The 21,570-nt window shown below is 68.2% G+C and carries 21 protein-coding genes; 7 read left to right on the forward strand and 14 right to left on the reverse strand.

The window, feature by feature from the left end; all coding sequences use genetic code 11:
* Positions 1-16: 16 nt before the first annotated feature.
* Together AB5I40_RS26235 and AB5I40_RS26240 are read right to left on the reverse strand one after the other, a co-directional pair.
* A complete protein-coding gene (locus AB5I40_RS26235; protein WP_370932681.1) occupies positions 17-1,276 on the reverse strand; it encodes an MFS transporter in 1,260 nt (419 codons plus the stop codon).
* Positions 1,269-2,591: a GH1 family beta-glucosidase gene (locus tag AB5I40_RS26240; protein WP_370932682.1), complete on the reverse strand. Its 1,323-nt coding sequence runs from the start codon at positions 2,589-2,591 to the stop codon at positions 1,269-1,271. The genes AB5I40_RS26235 and AB5I40_RS26240 overlap by 8 nt, the downstream gene beginning before the upstream one ends.
* Before the next feature lie 114 nt (positions 2,592-2,705).
* On the opposite strand from AB5I40_RS26240, the gene AB5I40_RS26245 reads away from it, so the two are divergent.
* A complete protein-coding gene (locus AB5I40_RS26245) occupies positions 2,706-3,365 on the forward strand; it encodes a TetR/AcrR family transcriptional regulator (protein WP_037806876.1) in 660 nt (219 codons plus the stop codon).
* Between the two features lie 4 nt (positions 3,366-3,369).
* Here the strand turns inward: AB5I40_RS26245 and AB5I40_RS26250 are convergent, their stop codons facing one another.
* Positions 3,370-4,557, reverse strand: coding sequence for an amino acid deaminase/aldolase (locus tag AB5I40_RS26250; protein ID WP_370932683.1), 1,188 nt, complete (start codon positions 4,555-4,557; stop codon positions 3,370-3,372).
* Positions 4,558-4,656: 99 nt separating this feature from the next.
* On the opposite strand from AB5I40_RS26250, the gene AB5I40_RS26255 reads away from it, so the two are divergent.
* A complete protein-coding gene (locus AB5I40_RS26255) occupies positions 4,657-5,958 on the forward strand; it encodes a D-arabinono-1,4-lactone oxidase (RefSeq protein ID WP_370932684.1) in 1,302 nt (433 codons plus the stop codon).
* Here AB5I40_RS26255 and AB5I40_RS26260 read toward each other — a convergent pair whose 3' ends face one another.
* Genes AB5I40_RS26260 through AB5I40_RS26270 form a run of 3 tightly spaced genes read right to left on the reverse strand, consistent with a single transcriptional unit; the run spans position 5,959 to position 8,257 of the window.
* Positions 5,959-6,903 (reverse strand): ribose-phosphate diphosphokinase, encoded by a 945-nt coding sequence (locus AB5I40_RS26260; protein ID WP_370932685.1) that lies wholly within the window; start codon positions 6,901-6,903, stop codon positions 5,959-5,961. It abuts the gene before it with no gap.
* A complete protein-coding gene (locus AB5I40_RS26265; protein WP_370932686.1) occupies positions 6,903-7,553 on the reverse strand; it encodes an SDR family oxidoreductase in 651 nt (216 codons plus the stop codon). Before AB5I40_RS26265 ends, AB5I40_RS26260 begins: the two co-directional genes overlap by 1 nt.
* 41 nt (positions 7,554-7,594) lie before the next feature.
* Positions 7,595-8,257, reverse strand: coding sequence for a hypothetical protein (locus AB5I40_RS26270; protein WP_344282138.1), 663 nt, complete (start codon positions 8,255-8,257; stop codon positions 7,595-7,597).
* 419 nt (positions 8,258-8,676) lie between these two features.
* On the opposite strand from AB5I40_RS26270, the gene AB5I40_RS26275 reads away from it, so the two are divergent.
* From AB5I40_RS26275 to AB5I40_RS26290, 4 genes are read left to right on the forward strand one after another with little or no spacing between them, the layout of a single operon-like run.
* Complete coding sequence (locus AB5I40_RS26275; RefSeq protein ID WP_370932687.1) at positions 8,677-9,747, forward strand: CoA ester lyase; 1,071 nt, start codon at positions 8,677-8,679, stop codon at positions 9,745-9,747.
* Positions 9,744-10,604, forward strand: a complete 861-nt coding sequence (locus AB5I40_RS26280) for a CoA ester lyase (RefSeq protein ID WP_370932688.1) — start codon at positions 9,744-9,746, stop codon at positions 10,602-10,604. Before AB5I40_RS26275 ends, AB5I40_RS26280 begins: the two co-directional genes overlap by 4 nt.
* Positions 10,605-10,643: 39 nt before the next feature.
* Positions 10,644-11,762 carry an AAA family ATPase gene (locus tag AB5I40_RS26285; RefSeq protein WP_370932689.1) on the forward strand — a complete coding sequence of 373 codons (1,119 nt, stop codon included), beginning with the start codon at positions 10,644-10,646 and terminating at the stop codon, positions 11,760-11,762.
* Positions 11,755-12,426: a DUF4276 family protein gene (locus AB5I40_RS26290; RefSeq protein ID WP_370932690.1), complete on the forward strand. Its 672-nt coding sequence runs from the start codon at positions 11,755-11,757 to the stop codon at positions 12,424-12,426. Before AB5I40_RS26285 ends, AB5I40_RS26290 begins: the two co-directional genes overlap by 8 nt.
* Positions 12,427-12,438: 12 nt before the next feature.
* On the opposite strand, the gene AB5I40_RS26295 is transcribed toward AB5I40_RS26290, so the two are convergent.
* The 8 genes from AB5I40_RS26295 to AB5I40_RS26330 are packed head-to-tail and all read right to left on the reverse strand — an operon-like array spanning position 12,439 to position 20,753.
* On the reverse strand, positions 12,439-13,824 hold the full coding sequence (locus AB5I40_RS26295) for an amidase (protein ID WP_370932691.1): 1,386 nt from the start codon (positions 13,822-13,824) through the stop codon (positions 12,439-12,441).
* Between the two features lie 15 nt (positions 13,825-13,839).
* The gene (locus AB5I40_RS26300; protein WP_370932692.1) at positions 13,840-14,598 is read right to left on the reverse strand and encodes an SDR family NAD(P)-dependent oxidoreductase; all 759 of its coding nucleotides are present in this window, start codon (positions 14,596-14,598) and stop codon (positions 13,840-13,842) included.
* Positions 14,595-16,019: an aldehyde dehydrogenase family protein gene (locus tag AB5I40_RS26305; RefSeq protein WP_370932693.1), complete on the reverse strand. Its 1,425-nt coding sequence runs from the start codon at positions 16,017-16,019 to the stop codon at positions 14,595-14,597. The genes AB5I40_RS26300 and AB5I40_RS26305 overlap by 4 nt, the downstream gene beginning before the upstream one ends.
* Positions 16,012-16,779 (reverse strand): ATP-binding cassette domain-containing protein, encoded by a 768-nt coding sequence (locus tag AB5I40_RS26310; protein WP_370932694.1) that lies wholly within the window; start codon positions 16,777-16,779, stop codon positions 16,012-16,014. The genes AB5I40_RS26305 and AB5I40_RS26310 overlap by 8 nt, the downstream gene beginning before the upstream one ends.
* Complete coding sequence (locus tag AB5I40_RS26315) at positions 16,776-17,510, reverse strand: ATP-binding cassette domain-containing protein (protein WP_370932695.1); 735 nt, start codon at positions 17,508-17,510, stop codon at positions 16,776-16,778. Before AB5I40_RS26315 ends, AB5I40_RS26310 begins: the two co-directional genes overlap by 4 nt.
* Positions 17,507-18,322, reverse strand: a complete 816-nt coding sequence (locus AB5I40_RS26320; RefSeq protein ID WP_370932696.1) for an ABC transporter permease — start codon at positions 18,320-18,322, stop codon at positions 17,507-17,509. The genes AB5I40_RS26315 and AB5I40_RS26320 overlap by 4 nt, the downstream gene beginning before the upstream one ends.
* Positions 18,322-19,266, reverse strand: coding sequence for an ABC transporter permease (locus AB5I40_RS26325; RefSeq protein ID WP_370932697.1), 945 nt, complete (start codon positions 19,264-19,266; stop codon positions 18,322-18,324). The genes AB5I40_RS26320 and AB5I40_RS26325 overlap by 1 nt, the downstream gene beginning before the upstream one ends.
* Positions 19,263-20,753 (reverse strand): ABC transporter substrate-binding protein, encoded by a 1,491-nt coding sequence (locus AB5I40_RS26330; RefSeq protein ID WP_370932698.1) that lies wholly within the window; start codon positions 20,751-20,753, stop codon positions 19,263-19,265. Before AB5I40_RS26330 ends, AB5I40_RS26325 begins: the two co-directional genes overlap by 4 nt.
* A gap of 78 nt (positions 20,754-20,831) precedes the next feature.
* On the opposite strand from AB5I40_RS26330, the gene AB5I40_RS26335 reads away from it, so the two are divergent.
* On the forward strand, positions 20,832-21,569 hold the full coding sequence (locus AB5I40_RS26335; RefSeq protein WP_370932699.1) for a FadR/GntR family transcriptional regulator: 738 nt from the start codon (positions 20,832-20,834) through the stop codon (positions 21,567-21,569).
* Position 21,570: the final 1 nt, after the last annotated feature.

The following is a 21,570-nucleotide window of genomic DNA, read 5'->3' on the forward strand; positions in this document are numbered from 1 at the left end:
CGCTCAAACGCAAGCGCTAACCCACCGACCGGACCCGCGTCACCAAAACCCCGGCCAGCAACGTCGCCACCGCGGACGCCGCGAACAGCCCCGGATACCCGCCGAGCCAGTGCAGGATCAGCGTCGTGAGCAGCGGCGCGACCACCTGCGGCAGCGAGTTCGCGATGTTGACGACGCCGAGGTCCTTGGCCCGGTTCTGCGCCGCGGGCAGCACCTGCGTCAGCATCGCCAGCGCGACCGCCATGTAGACGCCGAACCCGACGCCCAGCAACGGCGACGCCACCAGCGCCACCGGCCACGACTGCCAGATCACCAGCAGCAGCGCGGCCAACGCCATGATCGCTGCCGAGCCGAGGACATACGGCTTCCGCTTGCCGGACTTGTCGGAGAAGTGCCCGGCCAGTACCGCGCCGATCACCAATGCCACGCCGTACAGCCCCATCATGATCAGCAGGCCGCTGTCCGGATCGGGGTAATGCACCGCGTCCTTGAGGAAGAACAGCAGGTAGAGCGTGCCGAACGCGTTGCCGAGGTTGATCATGAAGTGGCAGCCCCACGCCCACGCGAAGTCCGGATGCCGCCGCGGCGAGACCCACAGGTCGGCGAGGATTTCGCGGATCCGGCCGCTCGGGCGGAACTCCACCGGCAGCCGCGTGTCCGGGGTGCGGAGGACGAACGCCGCCGCACCGGCGAGCACGATCGCGGCGCACGCGGCGTAGCCGAGCGGCAGTCCGGCGAGGTCGAGCATCACTACGACCACCACCGCGCCGAGCACGGTGCCGAGCATCTGCGCGATGCCGACCAGCCCGCCGACCTGCGCGCGCTGCCCGACCGGAACCCGGTCAGCGATGCCGGACATCAGCGTCGCGAGCATGCCGTTGAGCCCGGCCTGCACGAGACACCAGCCGATCGTCATCACGACGACGTTCGGGGCCTCGGCCAGCACCAGCAGCCCGGCCGCGCCGATCGCGCCGCCCGCGATCGTCCACGGATGCCGCCTGCCGAACCGCGAGCAGGTGCGGTCCGAGAGCAGGCCGATCGCCGGGTTCGCGACGAGCGCGACGGCCGCGCCGATGCCGGTCACGACGCCGAACACGGTTTCCTTGTGCGCGGCGTCGAGGAGTTCGGCCTGCTGCGGCAGCAGAACCTGAATCGGCGCGTAAACGCCCAGCCAGAGCGCGATGTTCGCGAGGAACAGCAGCGTCATCCACCCGGCGCGGACGCGCTTGACCGGCTCGGCGAAGACATCCGGGACAGCGGCGGCGGTGTCACTCATGGCGGACCAGCTTCCGGTACCAGGCGAAGGAATCCTTGGGCGTACGGCGTTGCGTCTCGTAGTCCACGTGCACGAGCCCGAACCGCGGCGCGTAGCCCTTGGACCATTCGAAGTTGTCCAGCAGCGACCAGACGAAGTATCCGCGCACGTCGACTCCGGCATCCATCGCTTCGCGCAGCGCCTGCAGATGGCTGGCGAGGAATTCGATCCGCTCCGGGTCGGGGACGGTGCCGTCGGCGGCCGGTTCGTCGGCGAAGCTACAGCCGTTTTCGGTGATCTGGATCGGCGGCAGGTGCTCGCGGTAGCGCTCGTGGAAGGACACCAGCAGATCGCGCAACGCCTGCGGGACGATCGGGGAATCGTTGGTGGTCATGGGATAGCCCTCGATCGGGCGGAGTTCGAACGGCAGCGGGTTACCTTCGCCGGGGGCCGTGACGCCTTGGGGTTCGTAGTAGTTGACGCCGTAGAAATCGAGCGGCTGCGCGATCGTGGCCAGGTCGTCGGCGAAGTTCTCCGGCAGGTGCGGGTGGACCTGCTCGGGGTAGCTGCCGAGCAGCATCGGGTCGGCGAAGGTGCGGTTGATCAGCGCGTCGAGCCAGTCGGCGGCCGCGCGGTCGGCGGGCGTGTCGTGGTCGGGCCAGATCGGCGAGTGGTTGTTCGCGGTGCCGATGCCGGTCGCGCCCGCCGCGCGCAGCGCCTGCACGGCCAGCCCGTGCGCGAGGTTCTGGTGATGCGCGGTGGGGAGCGCGTCGAGCAGGAGGAACTCGCCGGGCGCGTACTCGCCGATGCCGTATCCGTAGATCGACATCACCATCGGCTCGTTGAGCGGGATCCAGAGTTTCGCCCGATCGGCGAAATGCTCCCCCACGATCGTGGCGTATTCGGCGAAGCGGAAGGCGGTGTCGCGGGAGCGCCAGCCGCCCGCGTCCTCGATCGCCTGCGGCGTGTCCCAGTGGTACAGCGTGATCGCCGGAGCTATTCCGGCGGCGCATACCTCGTCGATCAGCTTGTCGTAAAAGGCAAGTCCCTCCGCGTTGGGCTTGCCCGTGCCGTCCGGCTGGATGCGCGGCCACGCGATCGACATCCGGTAGGCGCCGACGCCGAGTTCCGCCATCAGGGCGATGTCCTCGGAGTAGCGGTGGTAGTGGTCGGCCGCTACCTTGGCGTCCTCGCCCCGGGCGATCTTGCCTTCGGTGGCGGTGAACGTGTCCCAGATGGACGGTCCCCGGCCGCCCTCGGCCGTCGCCCCCTCGATCTGGAACGCCGAGGTCGAGACACCCCACAGGAAGCCGGGCGGGAAGGTCGGATGGTCCACGCTGAGCACCCCTTGCCTTCGGACACCCTCGCGGGTGAACGTGAAAAGTTCTCATATGTTAGGTCGTCACTCGTCTCGGGGGAAGCCCCGCGGGGCGCTAAAGTCCCAGATCAGATGAGTGAATCGCGAGAGACTCCGAGGAACGACGTGGCCGAGACCCAGGCTGAACCCACACCGCTGCGGCGAAAGCCGGTTCAGCAACGCAGTGCCCGGCGGGTGGAACAGATGCTGGACGCGAGCGCCGTGCTGATCGACGAACTGGGCTACGACGCGCTCACCACCACGCTGATCGCCAAACGCGCGGGCGTCGCGGTCGGATCGCTGTACCAGTTTTTCCCGGACAAACGCGCGGTCGTGCAGGCGCTGACGCAGCGAAACCTGGAACGGTTCGTGGCCGCGGTGAACGAGCGGCTGCAGCAGCTCAGCCCCGAGCACTGGTGGAACATCGTCGACTCGGTGCTCGACATCTACCTGCAGATGCACCGCGAGGTGCCGGGGTTCTCGAAGGTCCACTTCGGAGACGTCATCGACGTCCGGCTGCTGGCTGACGACCGCGACAACAACTCGGTCATCGCGGATTCGCTGGTCGAAATCCTGCGCGGGCACGTCGACCGGCCGGCCGACGAACTCCGGTTCGCCATCGCGATCGCCAACGAGACGGCGGACGCGCTGCTGAAGCTCGCCTTCCGCCGCGACCCGAACGGGGACGAGCGGATCGTCGCCGAGGCCAAGCACGTGGTGAAGGGTTATCTGGCAAGCAAATTCGGCGACTGAGCGCTTAGCCGAAGTTCTGCCCCTCGCCGCGGTAAGTCGGGACGGTTCGCTCCACCTGGCTGCCGCGGACGAGGTGGTAGGCCAGGAAGCGTTCGGCCAATTCCCCGGCTTTCGCGTGCCGCAGCCAAACCCGGTCGCCGAGCCGCAGGGTGCGCGCGGCCTCGCCGGTCACCGGCGTCTGCACCTCGCCGGCACCTTCGAAACCCAGCAGGCGCAAGCCTTCCGGCAGGTACGGCGACGGTTCGCGCGACGGACCGGTCGGGCCGGAGGCGATGTAGCCGCCGGAGTACAGCGTCGCGACGTTCTTCGCCGGACGGCGCACCACCGGCAGCGCGAACAACGCGGCCGGGCGCGGCTGGAAGTGCGAATAGCCGTCGAAGAGCGTCGGCGCGAGGAAGCCGGAACCGGCGGCGATCTCGGTGACTACGTTCTCCGCGCCGGTGGTTTCGATGCTTCCGGTGCCGCCGCCGTTGACGAACTCCAGGTCAGCGACCTCGCGCACGGCACGCACCGCGGCACTCCGGCGGCGGGCCAGTTCCGCGGCGGAACGGCGTTGCATCCAGCCGACCACCCGGTTCTGCAGGCCTTTTCCGGCCGCGTCGCCGAGTCCGGCGATCTGGCCTTCGTACGCCATCATCCCGACCAGCTTGAAGCCCGGCCGCGTCACGATCTTCCGTGCCACCGCGGCGGCTTGCCCCGGTTTGAACACCGGCGAACGCCGGGTGCCGACGTGTACGCCGGGCAGCGGCCGCCAAGACGCGTCGAGTTCGAGGCACACGCGGATGTCCGGGTGCCCGTGGCCGAGCGCGGCGTCGACCAGGTCGAGGTGTTCGGTCGAATCGACCATGATCGTGACTGCCGCGCGGGCGCGTTCGCTCGCGGCCAGCCGACGGAGCGCTTCGTGGTCGGCGGTCGGGTACGCGACCACGATGTCGTCGGAAGTGCCCAGCTCAGCGTGCCAAACGGCCTCGGCGAGCGAGTAGCACATGAGGCCTTCGAAGCCGTCTCGCGCGAGCGCCCGCTCCAGCAGCGCACGGCAGCGCACGGACTTGCTGACCACCCGGATCGGCTTGCCCGCGGCCCGGCGCAGCAGGTCGTCGGCGTTGGCGTCGAAGGCGTCCAGGTCGACGATCGCGAGCGGCGGATCCAGGTCCTTCGTCGCGAGGTCGTACCCGTGCGCTGAGGTGGTCACGCACTTACGGTACGACAACAACGCTTGAAACGCGAATACTATTCACTTACGGTTCCGGCATCTATCGTGGGAACCTTCCAGCGAAGAACAGGTGCCGCAATGACGTGGAGCAACTGGGCCGGAACGGCCAAGGCCACCCCGCAGCGGGTGCACCGGCCGCGCAGCGCGGCCGAGATCGCCGAGGTCGTGGCCGGGGTCGCCGAGGCGGGGCACCGCGTGCGCGCGTGGGGCAGCGGGCATTCGTTCACCGCGATCGCGGCCGCCGATTCCGACGCGCTCGACCTCACCGCGTGGACCGGCATCGAACGCGCCGACCTCGAAACGCAGCAGGTCACCGTCCGTTCCGGCACCACTCTCCGCACTCTCAACGCGGCCCTCGACGCGCTCGGGCTCGCGATGACGAACCTCGGTGACATCGACGCACAGACGATCGCTGGCGCGATTTCCACCGGCACGCACGGCACCGGTGCGCGCTTCGGCGGAATCTCGACGCAGATCGTCGCGCTGGAACTCGTGCTCGCGGACGGTTCCCTAGTCCGCTGTTCGGCCGACGAGCGTCCGGAGTTGTTCCACGCCGCCCGCGTCGGCCTTGGTGCGCTTGGCGTGATCAGCACGGTGACCCTCCAATGTGAACAGTCCTTTGTGCTCTCCGCGCAGGAACGTCCGGAGCCGCTGGAGCAGGTCCTCGAAGGTTTCGACGACAACGCCGCGAACAACGACCACTTCGAGTTCTACTGGTTTCCCTACGGCAGCAAGGCGTTGGTGAAGCGCAACAACCGCCTGCCGGTGCACGCCGAGCGGAAACCGTTGTCCCGCCTCAAGCAGTTCGTCGACTACGAGCTCACCGAGAACATCGCGTTCGGCGGACTCTGCCGACTCGGCCGCGCGGTGCCGAAACTGGTGCGGCCACTCGGTGCGTTCGCCTCGCAAGTGTCGTCGCCGCGCGAGTACAGCGATCTTTCGCACCGCGTTTTCGTTACCCATCGCGGCGTGCGGTTCGTGGAGTCGGAGTACGCGGTCCCGCGCGAATCCGTGCTCGACGTGCTGGCCGAACTGCGCGGAGTGGTGCCGAGGCTGAAAGATCCGGTGGCGTTCCCGGTCGAGGTGCGGGTGGCCGCGGCGGACGACATCTGGCTGTCCACCGCGAACGGCCGCGACTCCGCGTACATCGCGATCCACCAGTTCCTTGGCATGCCCTACCGCGAGTACTTCTCCGCGTTCGAGAACGTCGTGGGCCAGGTCGGCGGACGGCCGCACTGGGGCAAAATGCACGATCTCGACGCGTCCGTGCTGCGCACCCGCTATCCGCATTTCGACGATTTCCTGCGGATCCGCAAGGAATGCGACCCGGCCGGGACGTTCACCAACACGTACCTCGACCGGGTCCTCGGCAGCGTTTGATCAGTTCGGCTCGAACAGCGAGCTGACCGACTCTCCATTGTGGATTCGCCGCATCGCCTCGGCCAGCGCCGGGGCGATGGACAGGATCCGCAGCTTCTCCGTGCGTTCCTCGACCGGAACCGGCACCGTGTTCGTGCAGACGATCTCCAGCACGTCCTCCTGGCCGCCGATCCGCTTGAGCGCACCGTCGGCGAACAGCCCGTGCGTGCAGGCCACCCGGATCGACCGCGCGCCCATCTCCCGCAGCCGGCCGAGCAGTTCCAGGACTGTGCTGCCGCGCGCGATCTCGTCGTCCAGCACGATGATGTCGCGGCCCGCGATCTCGCCGATCACCGACGTGATCTCGACCCGGTCGTCGGCGAACCGCTGCTTGGCACCGGCCGCGACCTTCGCCCCGAGCAGCCGGGCGAAATGCGCGGCTTCCTTGGCGTTGCCCAAATCCGGCGACACGACCGTCGTCTCCGAAAGGTCGTACTGCCGGAAGTACCGCGCCAGCTCGTGCAGCGCGTGCAGATGGTCGACCGGCACGCTGAAGAACCCGTGCACCTGCGGCGAGTGCAGCGTCATGGTGAGCACGCGGTTCGCGCCCGCGGTGACCATCAAATCCGCGACCAGCCTCCCGCCGATGGAGATCCGCGGCGCGTCCTTTTTGTCCGAGCGCGCGTACGAATAGTGCGGCATCACCACGGTGGTGCGCGCGGCCGAGGCACCGCGGGCCGCGTCGAGCATCAGCAGCAGTTCGACCAGGTTCTCCTGCACCGGTTTGACCAGCGGCTGGATCAGGAAGACGTCCCGCTCGCGGCAGTTGGCCTGGAGCTGGACCTGCAGACAGTCGTTGGCGAACCGGTCGATCTCCACCGGAAGCAGCGGAACGCCCAGGTTGGCGCAGATTTCCTCGGCGAGCTCGGGATGCGCGCTGCCGCTGAAAACCGCGATGTCGCGCATCAGATCCGGGACAGCGCGTCGGCGATGGACTCGTCGCCGGAGACCAGCTCCAGCGTGCGCCGGGCCGTCGCCGGAGCGTCGAGCAGCGCCAGCAATACCGCGGCGACGTCCTCGCGCGGGATCTCCCCGCCGTCGACCTTCTCCGCGATCTTCACCTGGCCGGTGCCGGAATCGTTGGTGAGGCGACCGGGGCGCAGGATCGTCCAGTCGAGGTCGCGGGCCTTGAGGTCTTCCTCGGCCGCGCGCTTGGCCCGCAGGTAGGCGGCGAAAACCGGATCGAAGCCGGGGTCGTCCGCCTTGTCCGCGTTGATCGAACCGACCTGGATGAACCGGCGGACACCAGCGCGCTGCGCGGCGTCGGCGAACAGCACGGCCGCGCCGCGGTCCACAGTGTCTTTGCGCCCCTCGCCGCTGCCCGGGCCGGCACCGGCGGAGAACACCGCCGCGTCCGCGCCTTCGAGCACCTTGGCGACAGCGTCCACATCGGACTTCTCGAGGTCGAGCACGACAGTCTCAGCGCCGACGGCGGTGAGGTCGGCTTCGTGCTCGGGGTTGCGCACGATGCCGACCGGCGCGTCGTGCCGCTGCGCGAGCAGCTTTTCCAGGTGCAGGGCGATCTGGCCGTGTCCGCCAGCAATGACGACTCGCATGAGCCCGACTCTATCGCCGCACGCGCACCGTCGCCGGTGCTTCAGTCCGCCTCAGCGGGGACCGGGGCGTCGGCGTCCTCGCGCAGCAACAGGTCGTAGGCCATCTCGTTGACCCAGCGCGAAACCGGGTCCTCCTGCAGCAGCACCCGGTCGTGGTGGGTGTCGAGGTCGAGGTCGGTGGTGGCGTACGGGTCGGCGGTGACGACCGCGAGGCCGTAGGCGCGGGCGCGCGGCAGGCAGTTCGTCACGTAGTCGTCGGTCAGCACGGCAGGCGATGGGAGCACCATCGCGGCCTCGCCGTAGCGCGAAAAGGGCACCGCGGAGGCCATCGCGGTCCGCCAGTGCCGGGCGACCGCGAGGACGCCGATGATCTCGGCGGCCGGCGCGGGTGCGGTCGCGGCCAGCTCTGGCCAGGTCCAGGTGTCGACGAGGGCGCGATCGGCGACGGGACCGACACCCATCGCGATCCGCTCCGCGTGCACGTCGGTCTTGAGCTTCGCGACGATGCTGACCTTGCGGCCGAGCAGGGTCGTCGCGGGCAGCACCACGCCGTTCCAGCCCAGAAGGGCCGCGGCCTTGCGCGCCAGCTCGTCGACGCTCGCGGGGAGCTCGATCGGCGGCAGCACCCGGCTCGCCGTCGTCCGGCTGCGCTTCGCACCGCCGGCGACCGTCGAGCGCTCGGTGTTCTGTGGGGTAGCCGCCACGAGTCCGCCTCCTTCAAGCACCTGTTCCCAAGTACCGGCGAAAACCGGTACATGAACTGAGTACCAGGGCAAAGACGCGAGGTCTCCGGGTTGCCCGGCCGCGTGCGATCGGCGGCGCTCAGCGGTCGGTGACCGGTCGGTAGGCGGTCGTTCGACTTCAGCCCGACCGTGCGGCCAACCGAGTGAGACGGGGGTGAGTGGTGCGCACGGAGCGCTTCCCCTGGGTGGCACGGCACCCCGCGCGGGGCAGGGCAGGCGGCGCAATGCCTTACTCCGATCGGCCTAATCGACCGGGTTCCACAGTGGACTTTCCCTGGTCACGGGCGTCACCCGGATGGCGGGTGAGCTTCGCCGCAGCGGGGGTTCGGGTCTCCGGTTTAGGGTTACCCGTCGGTCAAGTACCCGCCGGGAGGACCAGGATGCGCTCGCCGAAGGACTTCTTCGCCCCGCTCGCCGTCGGAGCGCCGCAGCCGCCGCGGCAGATCCCGGTGCGGCCGTCGCGCATGATCCACTTTTTCGATCCGGGCAACGAAAAGATGGCCGCGAAGGTCCCGGACATCGCGAAGAAGACCGACGTGCTGCTGGGCAACCTGGAGGACGCGGTCCGCGCGGACCGCAAGGAAGCCGCGCGCACCGGGCTGGTGTCGATCGCGAAGGCGACGGACTTCGGCCGCACCCAGCTGTGGACGCGGGTGAACAGCCTCGATTCGCCGTGGGTGCTCGACGACCTGATCACGCTGGTCACCGAGATCGGCGACAAGCTCGACGTGATCATGATCCCGAAGGTCGAAGGCGCACAGGACATTCACTACGTCGACCGGTTGCTGGCGCAGCTGGAAGCGCGCGCCGGGCTGACGAAACCGCTGCTGGTGCACGCGATCCTGGAAACCGCGAGCGGCGTGGCGAACGTCGAGGAGATCGCCGGAGCGTCGCCGCGCATGCAGGGCATCTCGCTGGGCCCGGCCGACCTGGCTGCGAGCCGCCGGATGAAGACGACCCGCGTCGGCGGCGGGCATCCGGGATATCTGGTGCGCACCGATCCGGTCGGCGACGACCTCACCGAGGGCCGGACGACGTATCAGCAGGATCTGTGGCACTACACGGTCGCGCGGATGGTCGACGCGTGCGCGATGAACGGCATCCTTCCGTACTACGGGCCGTTCGGCGACATTCGCGACGTGGTGGCGTGCGAAGACCAGTTCCGCAACGCGTTCCTGCTCGGCTGTGTCGGCGCGTGGAGCCTGCACCCGGTGCAGATCGACATCGCGAAGAAGGTTTTCTCGCCGTCCCCCGCGGATGTGGCGTGGGCCCGGCGCGTGATCGCTGAGATGGGCGACGGCACCGGCGCGGTGATGATCGACGGGAAAATGCAGGACGACGCCTCGGTCAAGCAGTGCCGGGTGGTCGTGGAACTGGCCGACGAACTGGCCGCTGACGACCCCGAACTGGCCGCCGCGTACGACGCCGCGACGAAGGAGATCCAGTCATGACCGAACTCCGCCCGCGGCGGTCCGTGCTGTACATGCCCGGTGCGAACGAACGCGCGCTGGAGAAGGCGAAGACGCTTCCGGCGGATGCGTTGATCCTGGACCTGGAAGACGCCGTCGCGCCGGACGCGAAGGAAGCCGCGCGGGAACGGGTCTGCGCTGCTGTTTCTTCTTATGGCTCGCGCGAAGTGACGATCCGGGTCAACGGCCTGGACACTGAATGGCACGACGCAGACCTGCGCGCCGCGGCTGCCGCCGGTCCCGCCGCCGTGGTGGTGCCGAAGGTGAACTCGGCGGCTGAGGTGCACAACATCGAGCGCGCGCTGGAGCTTGGCGGAGCGCCGGAGCACACGAAGATCTGGGCGATGGTGGAGACGCCGATCGCGATGCTGCACGCTTCGGAGATCGCGGGCGCGTCGGAGCGGTTGACCGTGCTGGTGATGGGCACGAACGACCTGGCGAAGGAACTGCACGCGGAGTTCGTGCCGGGCCGGGGACCGTTGCTGGGCGGGCTTTCGCTGTGCCTGCTGGCCGCGCGCGCGACCGGGAAGGTGATCCTGGACGGGGTCTACAACGACGTCAAGGACGCGGCCGGGTTCGAGGCGGAGTGCTTGCAGGGGCGGCAGTACGGGTTCGACGGGAAGACGTTGATCCATCCTTCGCAGGTGGATCCGTGCAACCGGATCTTCGCTCCCTCGGAGGAGGAGATCGACCGGTCCAAGCGGATCATCGCGGCGTTCGAGGAGGCTTCGGCTGAGGGACGCGGTGTGGTGACTGTGGATGGGCGGATGATCGAGAACCTGCATGTGGAGAACGCGCGGCGGGTGCTGGCGTTGGCGGAGGCCATTGGGGCGAAGTAGCTCCAGCCGGTTGCCGGGGCGCGGCCGTACAGTGTGCGCATGGCTCGGCACTCGCTCAACGCGATCACCATCGAGGGGTTCACCTCGATCCGTTCGGCACGGGTGCCGCTCGGCAGCCTGAACGTGCTGGTCGGCGCCAACGGCGCGGGCAAAAGCAACTTCATTCAGGCGCTAGGTCTGTTGAGCAGCATCGTCGACCGCGATCTCGGGCTGTATGTCGGGCTCAATGGCGGGGCCGCTGAAATGGGCTACAAGGGAAGTGCGCTGTCCAGCATTGAGCTGGCTCTGGACATCTGGCCAGCGAACTACCGCATCCGGCTCGTGCCCGCGGCCAACGACGAGCTGATCTTCGACCTGGAAGAGATCAGCAAGGTCACTCCCGAATCGCCGTACCGACGCGAACTCGGCCAGGGACATCGAGAATCGCGGCTCGAACAAGCTCTCGGCGAGCACGACGAGGCCGCGGAACTCATTCACGCGGTTCTCGACGGCTGCCGGGTCTATCACTTCGACGACATGAGCCGGGACGCCCCCGTCAAACGGCAAGCCCCGACTGCGGGCAACCTCGCTCTGCGGGACGACGCCGCCAACCTCGCGCCGGTTCTGCTGAGGCTGCAGCGGAGCGAACGGCCGGAGGACAAAGCGGCTTACCGTCGCATCACCAGCACAATCCGGCTGGTCGCCCCGTTTTTCAAAGACTTCGTTCTCGACGACGAATACGGAACCGACCGGGTTCGGCTCCGCTGGATCCACAAAGACCTCGACGGGATCTTCTCGGCCGAGCAGATGTCCGACGGAACATTGCGGTTCGTCTGCCTGGCCACCTTGCTGATGCAGCCGCAGCTTCCCGGACTGGTCGTCCTGGACGAACCGGAGCTGGGTCTGCACCCCTACGCGATCGTCGTGCTGGCGGACATGCTCCGGCGGGCAGCGGCACAGAGCCAGGTGCTGATCGCCACCCAATCAGTCACGCTCATGAACCAGTTCACCGTCGACGACCTCATCGTGGTCGAACAACACGACGGCAGTTCTTCCTTCGCGAAGCCAAACCCTGAAGCGCTTCGCACGTGGCTCGAGGACTACTCGCTTGGCGAACTGTGGGAGAAGAACCTCATCGGCGGGCAGCCCGGTTCGAGGGGCAGCGTCCTGAATGACTGACCGCAAACGCCTTCATTTGCTGGTCGAAGGGCAGTCGGAACTGACAGTCGCGCAAGAGCTTCTGGTCGATCACTTAAGCGAGGCTGGCTGGGCAACCGTCACCGTGTCGGTCGTCCGGACGCAGACCTCGTCCGTCACGCACCGCGGCGGTGTTTCTTCCTGGGCGAAGATTCACCGGGAAGTCCAGCACCTGCTCGGGCAGAAGTCGCTCACCGTATTGACCACGATCTTCGACTTCTACGGCTTCCCCGCCGACGCACCGGGAGTTTCCAGCCTTCCGCCGGGCCCGGCCGAGACGCAGGTGCAGCACGTGGAGCACGAGATCGCGGCGGCAGTCTCTGATCGGCGCTTTCTCCCTCACCTGGTCTTGCACGAACTCGAATCCTGGGTGTTCGCGGCCGCTGAGCAGCTGAGCGAGCTGAGAGGCGAACCGGAACTGGCCGAACGCCTGCGCACCGATTGCGATGCTGCCGGAGGCCCGGAACTGGTCAATGGCGGCGCTAAGACGGCACCTTCCAAACGCCTCCTCCGATACTGCGCCGGCTACCAGAAGGTGATCGAAGGCCCGTTGGCTGTCGCCGAGCTTGGTGTGGCCGCGTTGCGAAGCCAGTGCCCGCATTTCGACGCCTGGTTGAGCAAGCTTGAAGAGCAGGCACAGCACTGAGCGGAAACCCGCTCAGCTGACCGGCCAAGGGCGCTGTTCCCCGCGCAGCTTCTCGAACTCCGCCGCGATTCGCAGTACCTCCAGGTCGGCGAACCGGCGACCCGCGATCTGCAGGCCGATCGGCAACCCCTCCTGGGTGTAGCCGCAGTTCACCGACACCGCGGGCTGGCCGGACATGTTGTACGGCACGGTGAAAGCGATGTGCTCGAACGGCCGCGTCGGGTCGTTCGTCGGGGACGGCCATTCCGCGGGCGGTGGCAGCACGGGGCAGGTCGGCGACAGGACCACGTCGTACGGTTCGGTCGCGCTCAGGGTCGCCACGCTGATCGCGTCGATGGCGGCGAACCCGCGGTAAGTGTCCACACCGGACGCACTCGCGCCACCGGCCGCCCAATCCGCGATGTACGGCAGGACTTGGGCGCGCTGCTCTGCGCTCAGGGCGGCCATGTCCGACCAGGCGCGGACTCGCCAGAAGGTGTCCAGGCCGTTCAGGTGGTCGCGGGTCAGGAACGGGGCGACGGGTTCCACGATCGCGCCTGCGGACTCGAACAAATCAGCGGCGGCGGTGACTGCGTCGGCGACCTCCGGAGTCACGGGGAGGCCGACGCCGGGGTCCAATTGCAGGCCGACGCGCAGGCCGTTGAGGGAACCGGTCAGGGAAAGCCAGTCGATCGACGCGGGCGGCAGGCTGAGGTGGTCGCGTGAATCGGGTTGGGCCAGGACGCTCATCAGCAGGGCGGTGTCGGCGACAGTCCTGGTCAAGGGTCCGGCGACGCGGCCGAGGAAGGGCGGATCGACTGGTACGCGGCCGAAGCTGGGTTTCAGGCCGACCAGACCGCACCAACCGGCGGGGAGGCGGATTGAGCCGCCGATGTCGGTGCCGACGTGCAAGGGGCCGTAGCCCGCGGCGGCTGCGGAGGCGGCTCCTGCGCTGGAGCCGCCGGGGGTGCGCGTGACGTCCCACGGGTTGCGCGAAGCGGTGTGGAAGCTTGAGAGGCCTGAGGTGAGCATGCCGTAGTCGGGCATGGTCGTCTTTGCCAGCAGTACTGCGCCTGACTCGCGTACGCGGGCTGCGGCAGGGGCGTCGGCGGTAGCGGGCACTAGAGCGGTAGCGGCGGTGCCTAGTGGCGTGGGGACACCGTAGGAGGCGATGTTTTCCTTCAGCGTCAGGGGGACGCCGTCGATGGCACCGGAGGGTTCGCCAGCGTGCCAACGTGCTTCGGACGCCTTCGCTGCTTCGCGGGCTGAAGCGGCGTCGTACGCGTACAGGGCGTGCAATTCGGGTTCGCGGGCGTCGATGCGCGCGAGGACGGCTTCGGTGACTTCGACCGGCGAGAACGTCTTCGCGCGGTACCCGGCTACCAGCTCGTTAGCGGTCAGGTCGGCCAATTCGGTCATCGCGGAACCTCCGATTCACGAAGCGGGTGGGTCAAAGCGTCCGTCGACTGCGGTCCAGCCGCCGTCGACGGCCAGGACGGAGCCGGTGACGAAGGTCGAAGCGTCCGAAGCGAGGTACACGACGGCACCGGCCAGTTCGTCCGCGCGCGCCCAGCGGCCGAGGGCGCCCTTCTGCGCGTACGCGTCGTACCAGTCGGGGCGCGCTTTGATCTGTGCGGTCAACGGTGTCTCTACAACGCCAGGGGCGATGGCGTTGACGCGTACGCCGGACGGTCCGAACTCAGCAGCCGCAGTGCGGAAGAGCTGCACGAGGCCGCCCTTCGTTGCTGCGTACGGGCCTTGGCCGGGTTCGACGGTGGTGCCGCGGATTGACGAGAAGCCGATGATGCTTCCCCGGCCCTGCTCGACCATCGGTGCGCCGAACGCGCGCAGGACCTCGAAGGCGACGCCCAGGTTCAGCTCCACTACCCGGTCGAACTCTTCGCGCGTGTAGTCCAGCAGGCGTTTCCGGACGTTCGTGGCGGCGGTCAGCACGACGGCGTCCAGCGGTCCCAGATCGGTAGCGGCGGCAGCGATGGCCCCGGGCGCGAGCAGGTCGATCTCGTACGCCTCGCCGACGCCGGTCTCCCTAGCCGCAGCAAGGTCTCGGTCCGCGCAGATCACCGACGCGCCGTGTGCGGCAAGGGCTCGGGCGGCCTCGCGGCCGATCCCGCTGCCCGCGCCGAGAACGACGGCGCGGCGGCCGTCCATGCGGAACAGTCCGGCGTAGTTCACGGGCGCAGCACCGCCATCCTCGTCACGGTCAGCTCTTCGACGGCGAATCGCGGCCCCTCGCGGCCGATCCCGGAGTCCTTGACCCCGCCGTACGGCATCGTGTCGGACCGGAAACCCGGCACCTCGTTCACCACTACCCCGCCGACCTCCAGCTCGTCCAGCGCCCGGAACGCGGTCTTCAGCGAGCGGCTGTACACACTCGCGTGCAAGCCGTACCGCGAGGCGTTGACCGCGGCGAACGCTTCGTCCACATCGGACACTGTGCGCAGGCAGACGACCGGGCCGAAGATCTCTTCGTCCCAGCATTCGACGCCGTCTGGGACGTCCGCGAGCACTGTCGGCTCCAGCACACCGTCACGCACCGAGCCGCCAGCAAGCAGCCGAGCGCCTGCCGCGATCGCTTTGTCGACCCACTCGGCGACCCGGGCAGTCGAGCGTTCGTCGATCAGCGCGGACACCCTCGTGCTAGCAGAACGCGGATCACCAACGGTCACTTCGCCGAGCCGCGCGAGCACCTTGTCGGTGAACTCCGCAGCCACCGACGAAACCGCCAGCACGCGCTGTACGGAAATGCACGCTTGACCGGACGCATAGAACCCGCCGCGCAGCACGGCATCCGCGGCGGCATCGAGGTCAGCGTCCTCGGCGACCACCAGCGCGGCGTTCGAGCCCAGCTCCAGCAGGGTCTTCGTCGGCGCGGCGTCCCGGGCGATCTGGTGACCGACGGCGGCCGAGCCGGTAAACGACACCGCACCGATCCGCCGGTCCGTGACCAGCGCCGATCCGACCGAAGCGTCTCCGGTGACCAACTGAACCATCGCGGGCAAGTCGGTCAGCGAGCGGACCAGGTGCACCAGCCACAGCGTCGCCAACGGGGTTTGCTGCGCGGGCTTCACCACCACCGGACAGCCAGCGGCAATGGCGGGCGCGATCTTGTGCGACGCCAGCAGCAGCGGGTAGTTGAACCCGGCGATCCCGACCGCCACACCGATCGGCTTGCGTTTCCAGAACCCGACCAGCCCGTCCCCCGACGGCAGCAGGTCGAGCGGCACAGTTTCGCCGTGCAGCCGCGACACTTCCTCGGCCGCGGCTTCCCAGGTGACGATCGTCCGGGCGACTTCCACCTGACAATCGACCAGCGGTTTTCCCGTCTCCAGCACGAGAAGCTGCTCGAACTCCGCACGACGCTCGCGCACCGCTGAAGCCACGTCGTTCAATAACGACCGGCGAGCCCGCGAAGGCAGCGAAGCAACTTCGCGAGCCACTGCTACTGCTTCATCGACGGCCCGGGCAGCCAGCGCAGCAGTGCCGACCGGCGCGGTGCCGATCACGCTGCCGTTATACGGAAACACCACGTCCGCGGTATCCACTGTGGACACCCAGTCGGGACCAATCGGCAGGCCGTCCGGGTAGTCAGGCATCCGTTTCTCCCTTCAACCGGGCCAGCTCGGTCCGCAGATTGGGCGCGGCGGCCAGCAGTTCCCGGGTGTACTCGTGCTCCGGTTCGGCGTAAACCTGTTCGACCGCCCCGATTTCCACGATCTCGCCGCGCCGCATCACCGCGACGCGATCGCACACGTGCCGCACCACGCCGAGGTCGTGCGACACGAAAATCAGCGTCAGCGAGAACTCGTCGACCAGCCGGGCCAGCAGGTCCAGGATCTGCGCGCGCACCGAAACGTCCAGCGCGCTCACCGGTTCGTCCGCGATCAGCACGCTCGGGTTCGGCGCGAGCGCGCGGGCGATCGAGATCCGCTGCCGCTGTCCGCCGGAAAACTGGTGCGGATACCGCATCGCCGCGTCCTCGGGCAGTCCGACGGCGGTCAGCAGCTCCGCGACGCGCTCCGGCGACCGGCGGCCGAGCGGTTCGGAGATGATGTCCCGCACGCGCATCCGCGGATCGAGCGAGCCCATCGGGTCCTGGAAAACGATCTGCATTTCCCGGCGCAGGAACCGCAGTTTTCGCTCGGGCAACGAGTCGATCCGCTGTCCTTGGAACGACACCGTGCCCGCCGTCGGCCGGTCCAAGGCGGCGAGCAAGCGCACCAACGTGGACTTCCCGGAGCCGGATTCGCCGACGATCCCAAACCGCTCACCTGCGGAAACGTCGAAACTCAAACCGCGCAACGCATGCACGTCCCGCCGCGTATACCGCCGCTCCAAATCCCGCACCGAGATCATCGCGCGCCCTCCAGATCAGAAGCCGCGAGCAACCGCTGCGTATAGGCGTGCTTCGGCGCGGTCAGCACCTCTCGCGTCGAGCCATGCTCCACAATGGACCCGTCGAGCATCACGAGCACCCGGTCGCACATTTGCGCCACCACCGCCAGATCGTGCGTGATGAACAGCAGCGAGCTCTCCGCCGACAATCGGTCGCGAATCAGGCTGAGGATCTGCGCCTGCACGGTGACGTCCAGCGCGGTGGTCGGCTCGTCGCAGATCAGCAGCGCCGGGTCGTTGGCCAGCGCGATCGCCAGCACCACCCGCTGCCGCTGCCCGCCGGACAACTGATGCGGATACGCCCGCGCGACGCCCGGCAATCCGACCGCGGCCAGCAGTTCCTCCGCCGGACGCCCGCGCCGGCCGTGCACCCGGAACGGTTCGGTGACCTGCCGTCCGATCCGCATCGCCGGATTCAAGGCGGTCATCGGCTCCTGGAACACCATCGCCATCCCGTTGCCGCGCAACCGGGACAGCTCCTTTTCCGACGCACCGAGCAGCTCCCGGCCGTCCAACCGCACCGAGCCGGTGGCCGACAGCTCTTCCGGCAACAGGCCCAGCACGGACAGCGCGGTGAGCGATTTCCCGGACCCGGATTCGCCGATCAACCCGACCCGCTCGCCCGCGCCCAGCTCGAACGAAACCCCGCGCACAAGGTCCGCGACCTGCAGGTTTTCCACCGTCAGCGTCATACCCGCGCCGCCAATCGGGGGTCGAGACGGTCGCGCAGACCGTCGCCGAGAAGGTTGAACCCGAGCACTGCCACCGCGATCGCGACGCCGGGCACGAGCGCCAGCCGCGGATGCGCGGTGAGCAGTTCTTGCGATTCCTGCAGCATCCGGCCCCACGACGGCGTCGGCGGCCGCGTGCCGAAGCCGAGGAACGACAGCGCCGCTTCGGCCAGCACCGCGATCGCGAACGACACCGAGGCCTGCACGATCAGCAACCCGCCGATGTTCGGCAGCACGTGCGACCAGGCGATTCGCGTCCGCGACCGGCCGCCGGCCCGCGCGGCGAGCACGTATTCGCTGCTCATCACCTGCAACGAGCCGGACCGCGCGATCCGGGCGAACGACGGGATGGTCGCGATGCCGATGGCGACCATCGCGGTGAGCGTGTCCGCGCCGAACACCGCACCGAACATGATCGCCAGCAGCAGCGCGGGAAACGCGAGGACCAGGTCGTTCACCCGCATCACGAACTCGCCGAGCCACCGCGGCGCCATCGCCGCCAGCACGCCCAGCGGAGTGCCGATGACCGCTGCGATGCCGACCGCGACGACGCCGACGTACAGCGTGGTCCGCGCGCCGACGAGGATCTGGCTGAAGACGTCGCGACCGAATTTGTCCGTGCCGAACAGGTGCTCGGCCGAGAAGCCCAGCAGCCGGTCCGCCGCGTTGACCTGCACCGGGTCGTACGGCGTCCAGACGAACGACACCAGCGCGGCCAGCACGACGAGCGCGACCAGAATCCCGCCGAGCAGGAGATTTCCGTTGCGGCGCATCAGGACCCCCGCAGTCTCGGGTCGAGCACCGAATACAGCACGTCGACCACGAAGTTCACCAGCAGCACCCCGGCCACCAGCACCAGCACGATCCCTTGCACCGTCAGCAGATCGCGCTGCGCGACCGCGTCCAGCAGCATGCTGCCGAGACCCGGCAGCACGAACACTCGCTCCACCACGACCGCGCCGATCAGCAGAGTCGTCAGCTGCAGGCCGAGCACGGTGACCACTGGGACGGACGCGTTGCGCAGTCCGTGCCGAAACAGCGCCTGACCTGGCAAGAGCCCCTTGGATCGGGCGGTGCGCAGGTAGTCCTGGCCGAGCGTGTCGAGCACGGCCGAGCGGACGTATCGCGTGAGCACCGCGCCCTGGACCAGGCCGAGGGACAACGCCGGGAGGATCAGTCCGCGCAGGAACTCGCCCGCGTCCTGGTCCGGCGGCGTCCATCCGCCGCTCGGGAGCCAGCGCAGTTGTACGGCGAAAATCTGCACCAGGATGATGCCCGCGAGGAATGCCGGGATCGCGACACCGACCTGCGACAGCCCGGAAACCGCTACACCACTGGCCTTCCGGTGCCGCACCGCGGCGAACGCGCCAGCGGGCAAAGCGATCACCAGCGCGACGATCATCCCCGCGCCGACCAGCCACAACGTGACCCCGAGCCGGTCCACCAGCTGCGGGCTGATCGCCTCGCGCGTGACGTACGACCGGCCGAAGTCGCCGTGCAGCACCCCGCCCATCCAGCTCAGGTACTGCTCGACCAGCGGCCGGTCGATGCCGAATTCGGCGCGGGTCTTCGCGAGCAGCTCCGGCGTCGCGTTGACGCCCAAAGCGACCTGCGCTGGATCGCCCGGCAGCACAGCCATGAACAGGAACACCACAATGGACGCCACGAACAGGCTCACCGCGAACACGGCCACCCGCCGCAGCACGCGCGCGGTCATGCCGGCCTCACCGCCGTCAGGTCGAACGACTCGCTGACCTGGTTGCGCGCGAGTCCGGTCACCTTCTTCTTGGCGACCACGACGTTCGGGAACAGGAACAGCCAATCCGCGGCGGCGTCGGTGTTCAGCTGCCGCGCGACCTCCTTCATGTCGCTCACCTGCTCCTGCGGCGTGCCGCTGTCCGCCGCGGCGAGCAGTTGCTGCACGTGTTTGTTGTCGTAACCCCAGTAGTACTTGGGTTTTCCGAACGTGGCGATGTCGCGGGCTTCGACGTGCTGGATGATCGACAGGTCGTAGTCGTGGTCGGTGAAAACCTGCTTGAGCCACACTGCGGGGAAGTCGAGCGGCTCGATCGTCGCGGTGACCCCGACGTCCGCTAGCTGAGACTGCACCACCTGCGCCGCCGAAACCGCGTACGGCAGGTTCGGAATCCGCAGCCGCAGCTTGAGATCGTGCACCCCCGCCTCGGCGAGCAACTGCTTCGCCTTCGCCGGGTCGTAGGAATAGACCTTCGACAGGTCCTCGTACCACGGGTCGGTGGGCGGAACCATGCTGCCGATGAGCGTGCCGCGACCGCTGAAGACCAGGTCCAGCACGGCTTTCCGGTCGATGGCGTAGGTGAGCGCGCGCCGGACGCGCACGTCGTTCAGCGGCGCGCGACGGCCGTTGAACGCCAGCGTGACCTCGCTGTTCGTGGTGCCCTGCTGCACGGTGAACCGGTCGTCGCCCTGGAACTGCGGGATCGAATCGGCCGACGTGAGGTTGGAGATCACGTCGATTCCGTTGGACAGCAAGGCGTTGTTGAGCGCGGTCGGATCGGCGAAGTACTTGAGCACCACCGTGCGATACGCCGGCTTCCGGCCCCAATACCGCGGATTCTCCCGCAGCACAATGGAATCGCCACGGCGGCGTGATGCCACCTCGTACGGTCCGGTGCCGACCGGATGATTCGCCAGATCCGCGACGCCGCTCGGGCTGAACATCGCGCCGAGTCTGCTGGTGAGGCTGAACAGCCAGCCGTTGCTGGGCTTCGACAGCACCACGCGAGCATGATCCGGCGCGACGACCTCGACGTGGTCCACGACGTCCATCGCCGATTTGAGCGAGATCGTCCAGTCGGTCTTCACGCGCATCAGCGAAAACTGGACGTCGGAGGCGGTGAACGGGGCTCCGTTGCTGAACTTGACGCCCTGCTGCAGCTGGAAGTCGTAGGTCTTGCGGTCCGGGCTGATCGTCCAGGACTTCGCGAGCAGCGGCACGATCCGGCCCTGCGGATCGAGCTTCACCAGGCCCTCGTAGACGTTGTAGAGCAGCGCCTGCGGGATGGCCACGCCGTCGGAACGGGTGAAGTCGAAGTTGGCCGGCTCCGCCGTGTATCCGACGGAAAGCGTGTCCGGACCTGGGGAAACACTCGCGCTGGAGCCTGCCGAGCAGCCGGACGTCACGAGCAGCAGCGCCAGTGCCGCCGCAGTGCTCCGGGGTTTCATTCCGCCTCCTGCTCAGTACACTGGTCTGACCAGTAACTCTGACAGGCAGACTCGCATCCGGCAGACACCGAGGTCAAGATGAAGTTCGAACCGGTGGCTCCGGTCCGCGCCTACGAGCGGATCGTCGAGCAGATCGAGGAGGCCGTGGTGAGCGGCCGCCTCAAACCCGGCGAACGGCTGCCCGGCGAACGGGAGCTGATGACGCAGTTCGGCGTCGGCCGCTCGACCGTGCGCGAGGCGCTGCGGGTGCTGCAGGCCGCCGAACTGATCCGGTCCCGGCCGGGAGACCCGCGCGGGCCCGAGGTGCTGGCCGCGTCGCCGGGCGCGCTGCACCGGTCGATGCACCGGCTGGCCCGGGCGGAACACGTCGGACTGGCGGAACTGCTGCAATTCCGGATGGTGCTGGACGGCTCGTCGCACCTGCTGGCCGCGGAACTGCGCACCGCCGAGGATTTGACCGCGCTCGACACCGCGCTGGAAGGAATGGCGACCGCGGACGGATACGCCGAATTCAGTCGTGCGGACGTCGCATTCCATGACGTGATTGCGCAAGTGTCACGGAATCCGCTGCTGGTGGTCAGCGGCGAAGTGGTCCGCGGGGTGGTCCTGGAATTGATCGAGGACAAACTCAGCCACGCCAACGACCGCGGCACGCTGATGCGCTCGTGGCTGCGGCATCACGAAGAGGTGCTGAACGCGATCCGCGCCGCCGACGGGGAGTCGGCGGCGCGGCTGGCGCGTCAAGCGCTGTATGACAACTACGCGGAATACGTGCCGAAGGACCAGCGCACGCTGCTCACTCCGCTGCTGACCTGAG

Origin of the sequence: Amycolatopsis sp. cg13 (genome assembly GCF_041346965.1) — a bacterium.
GTDB lineage: Bacteria > Actinomycetota > Actinomycetes > Mycobacteriales > Pseudonocardiaceae > Amycolatopsis.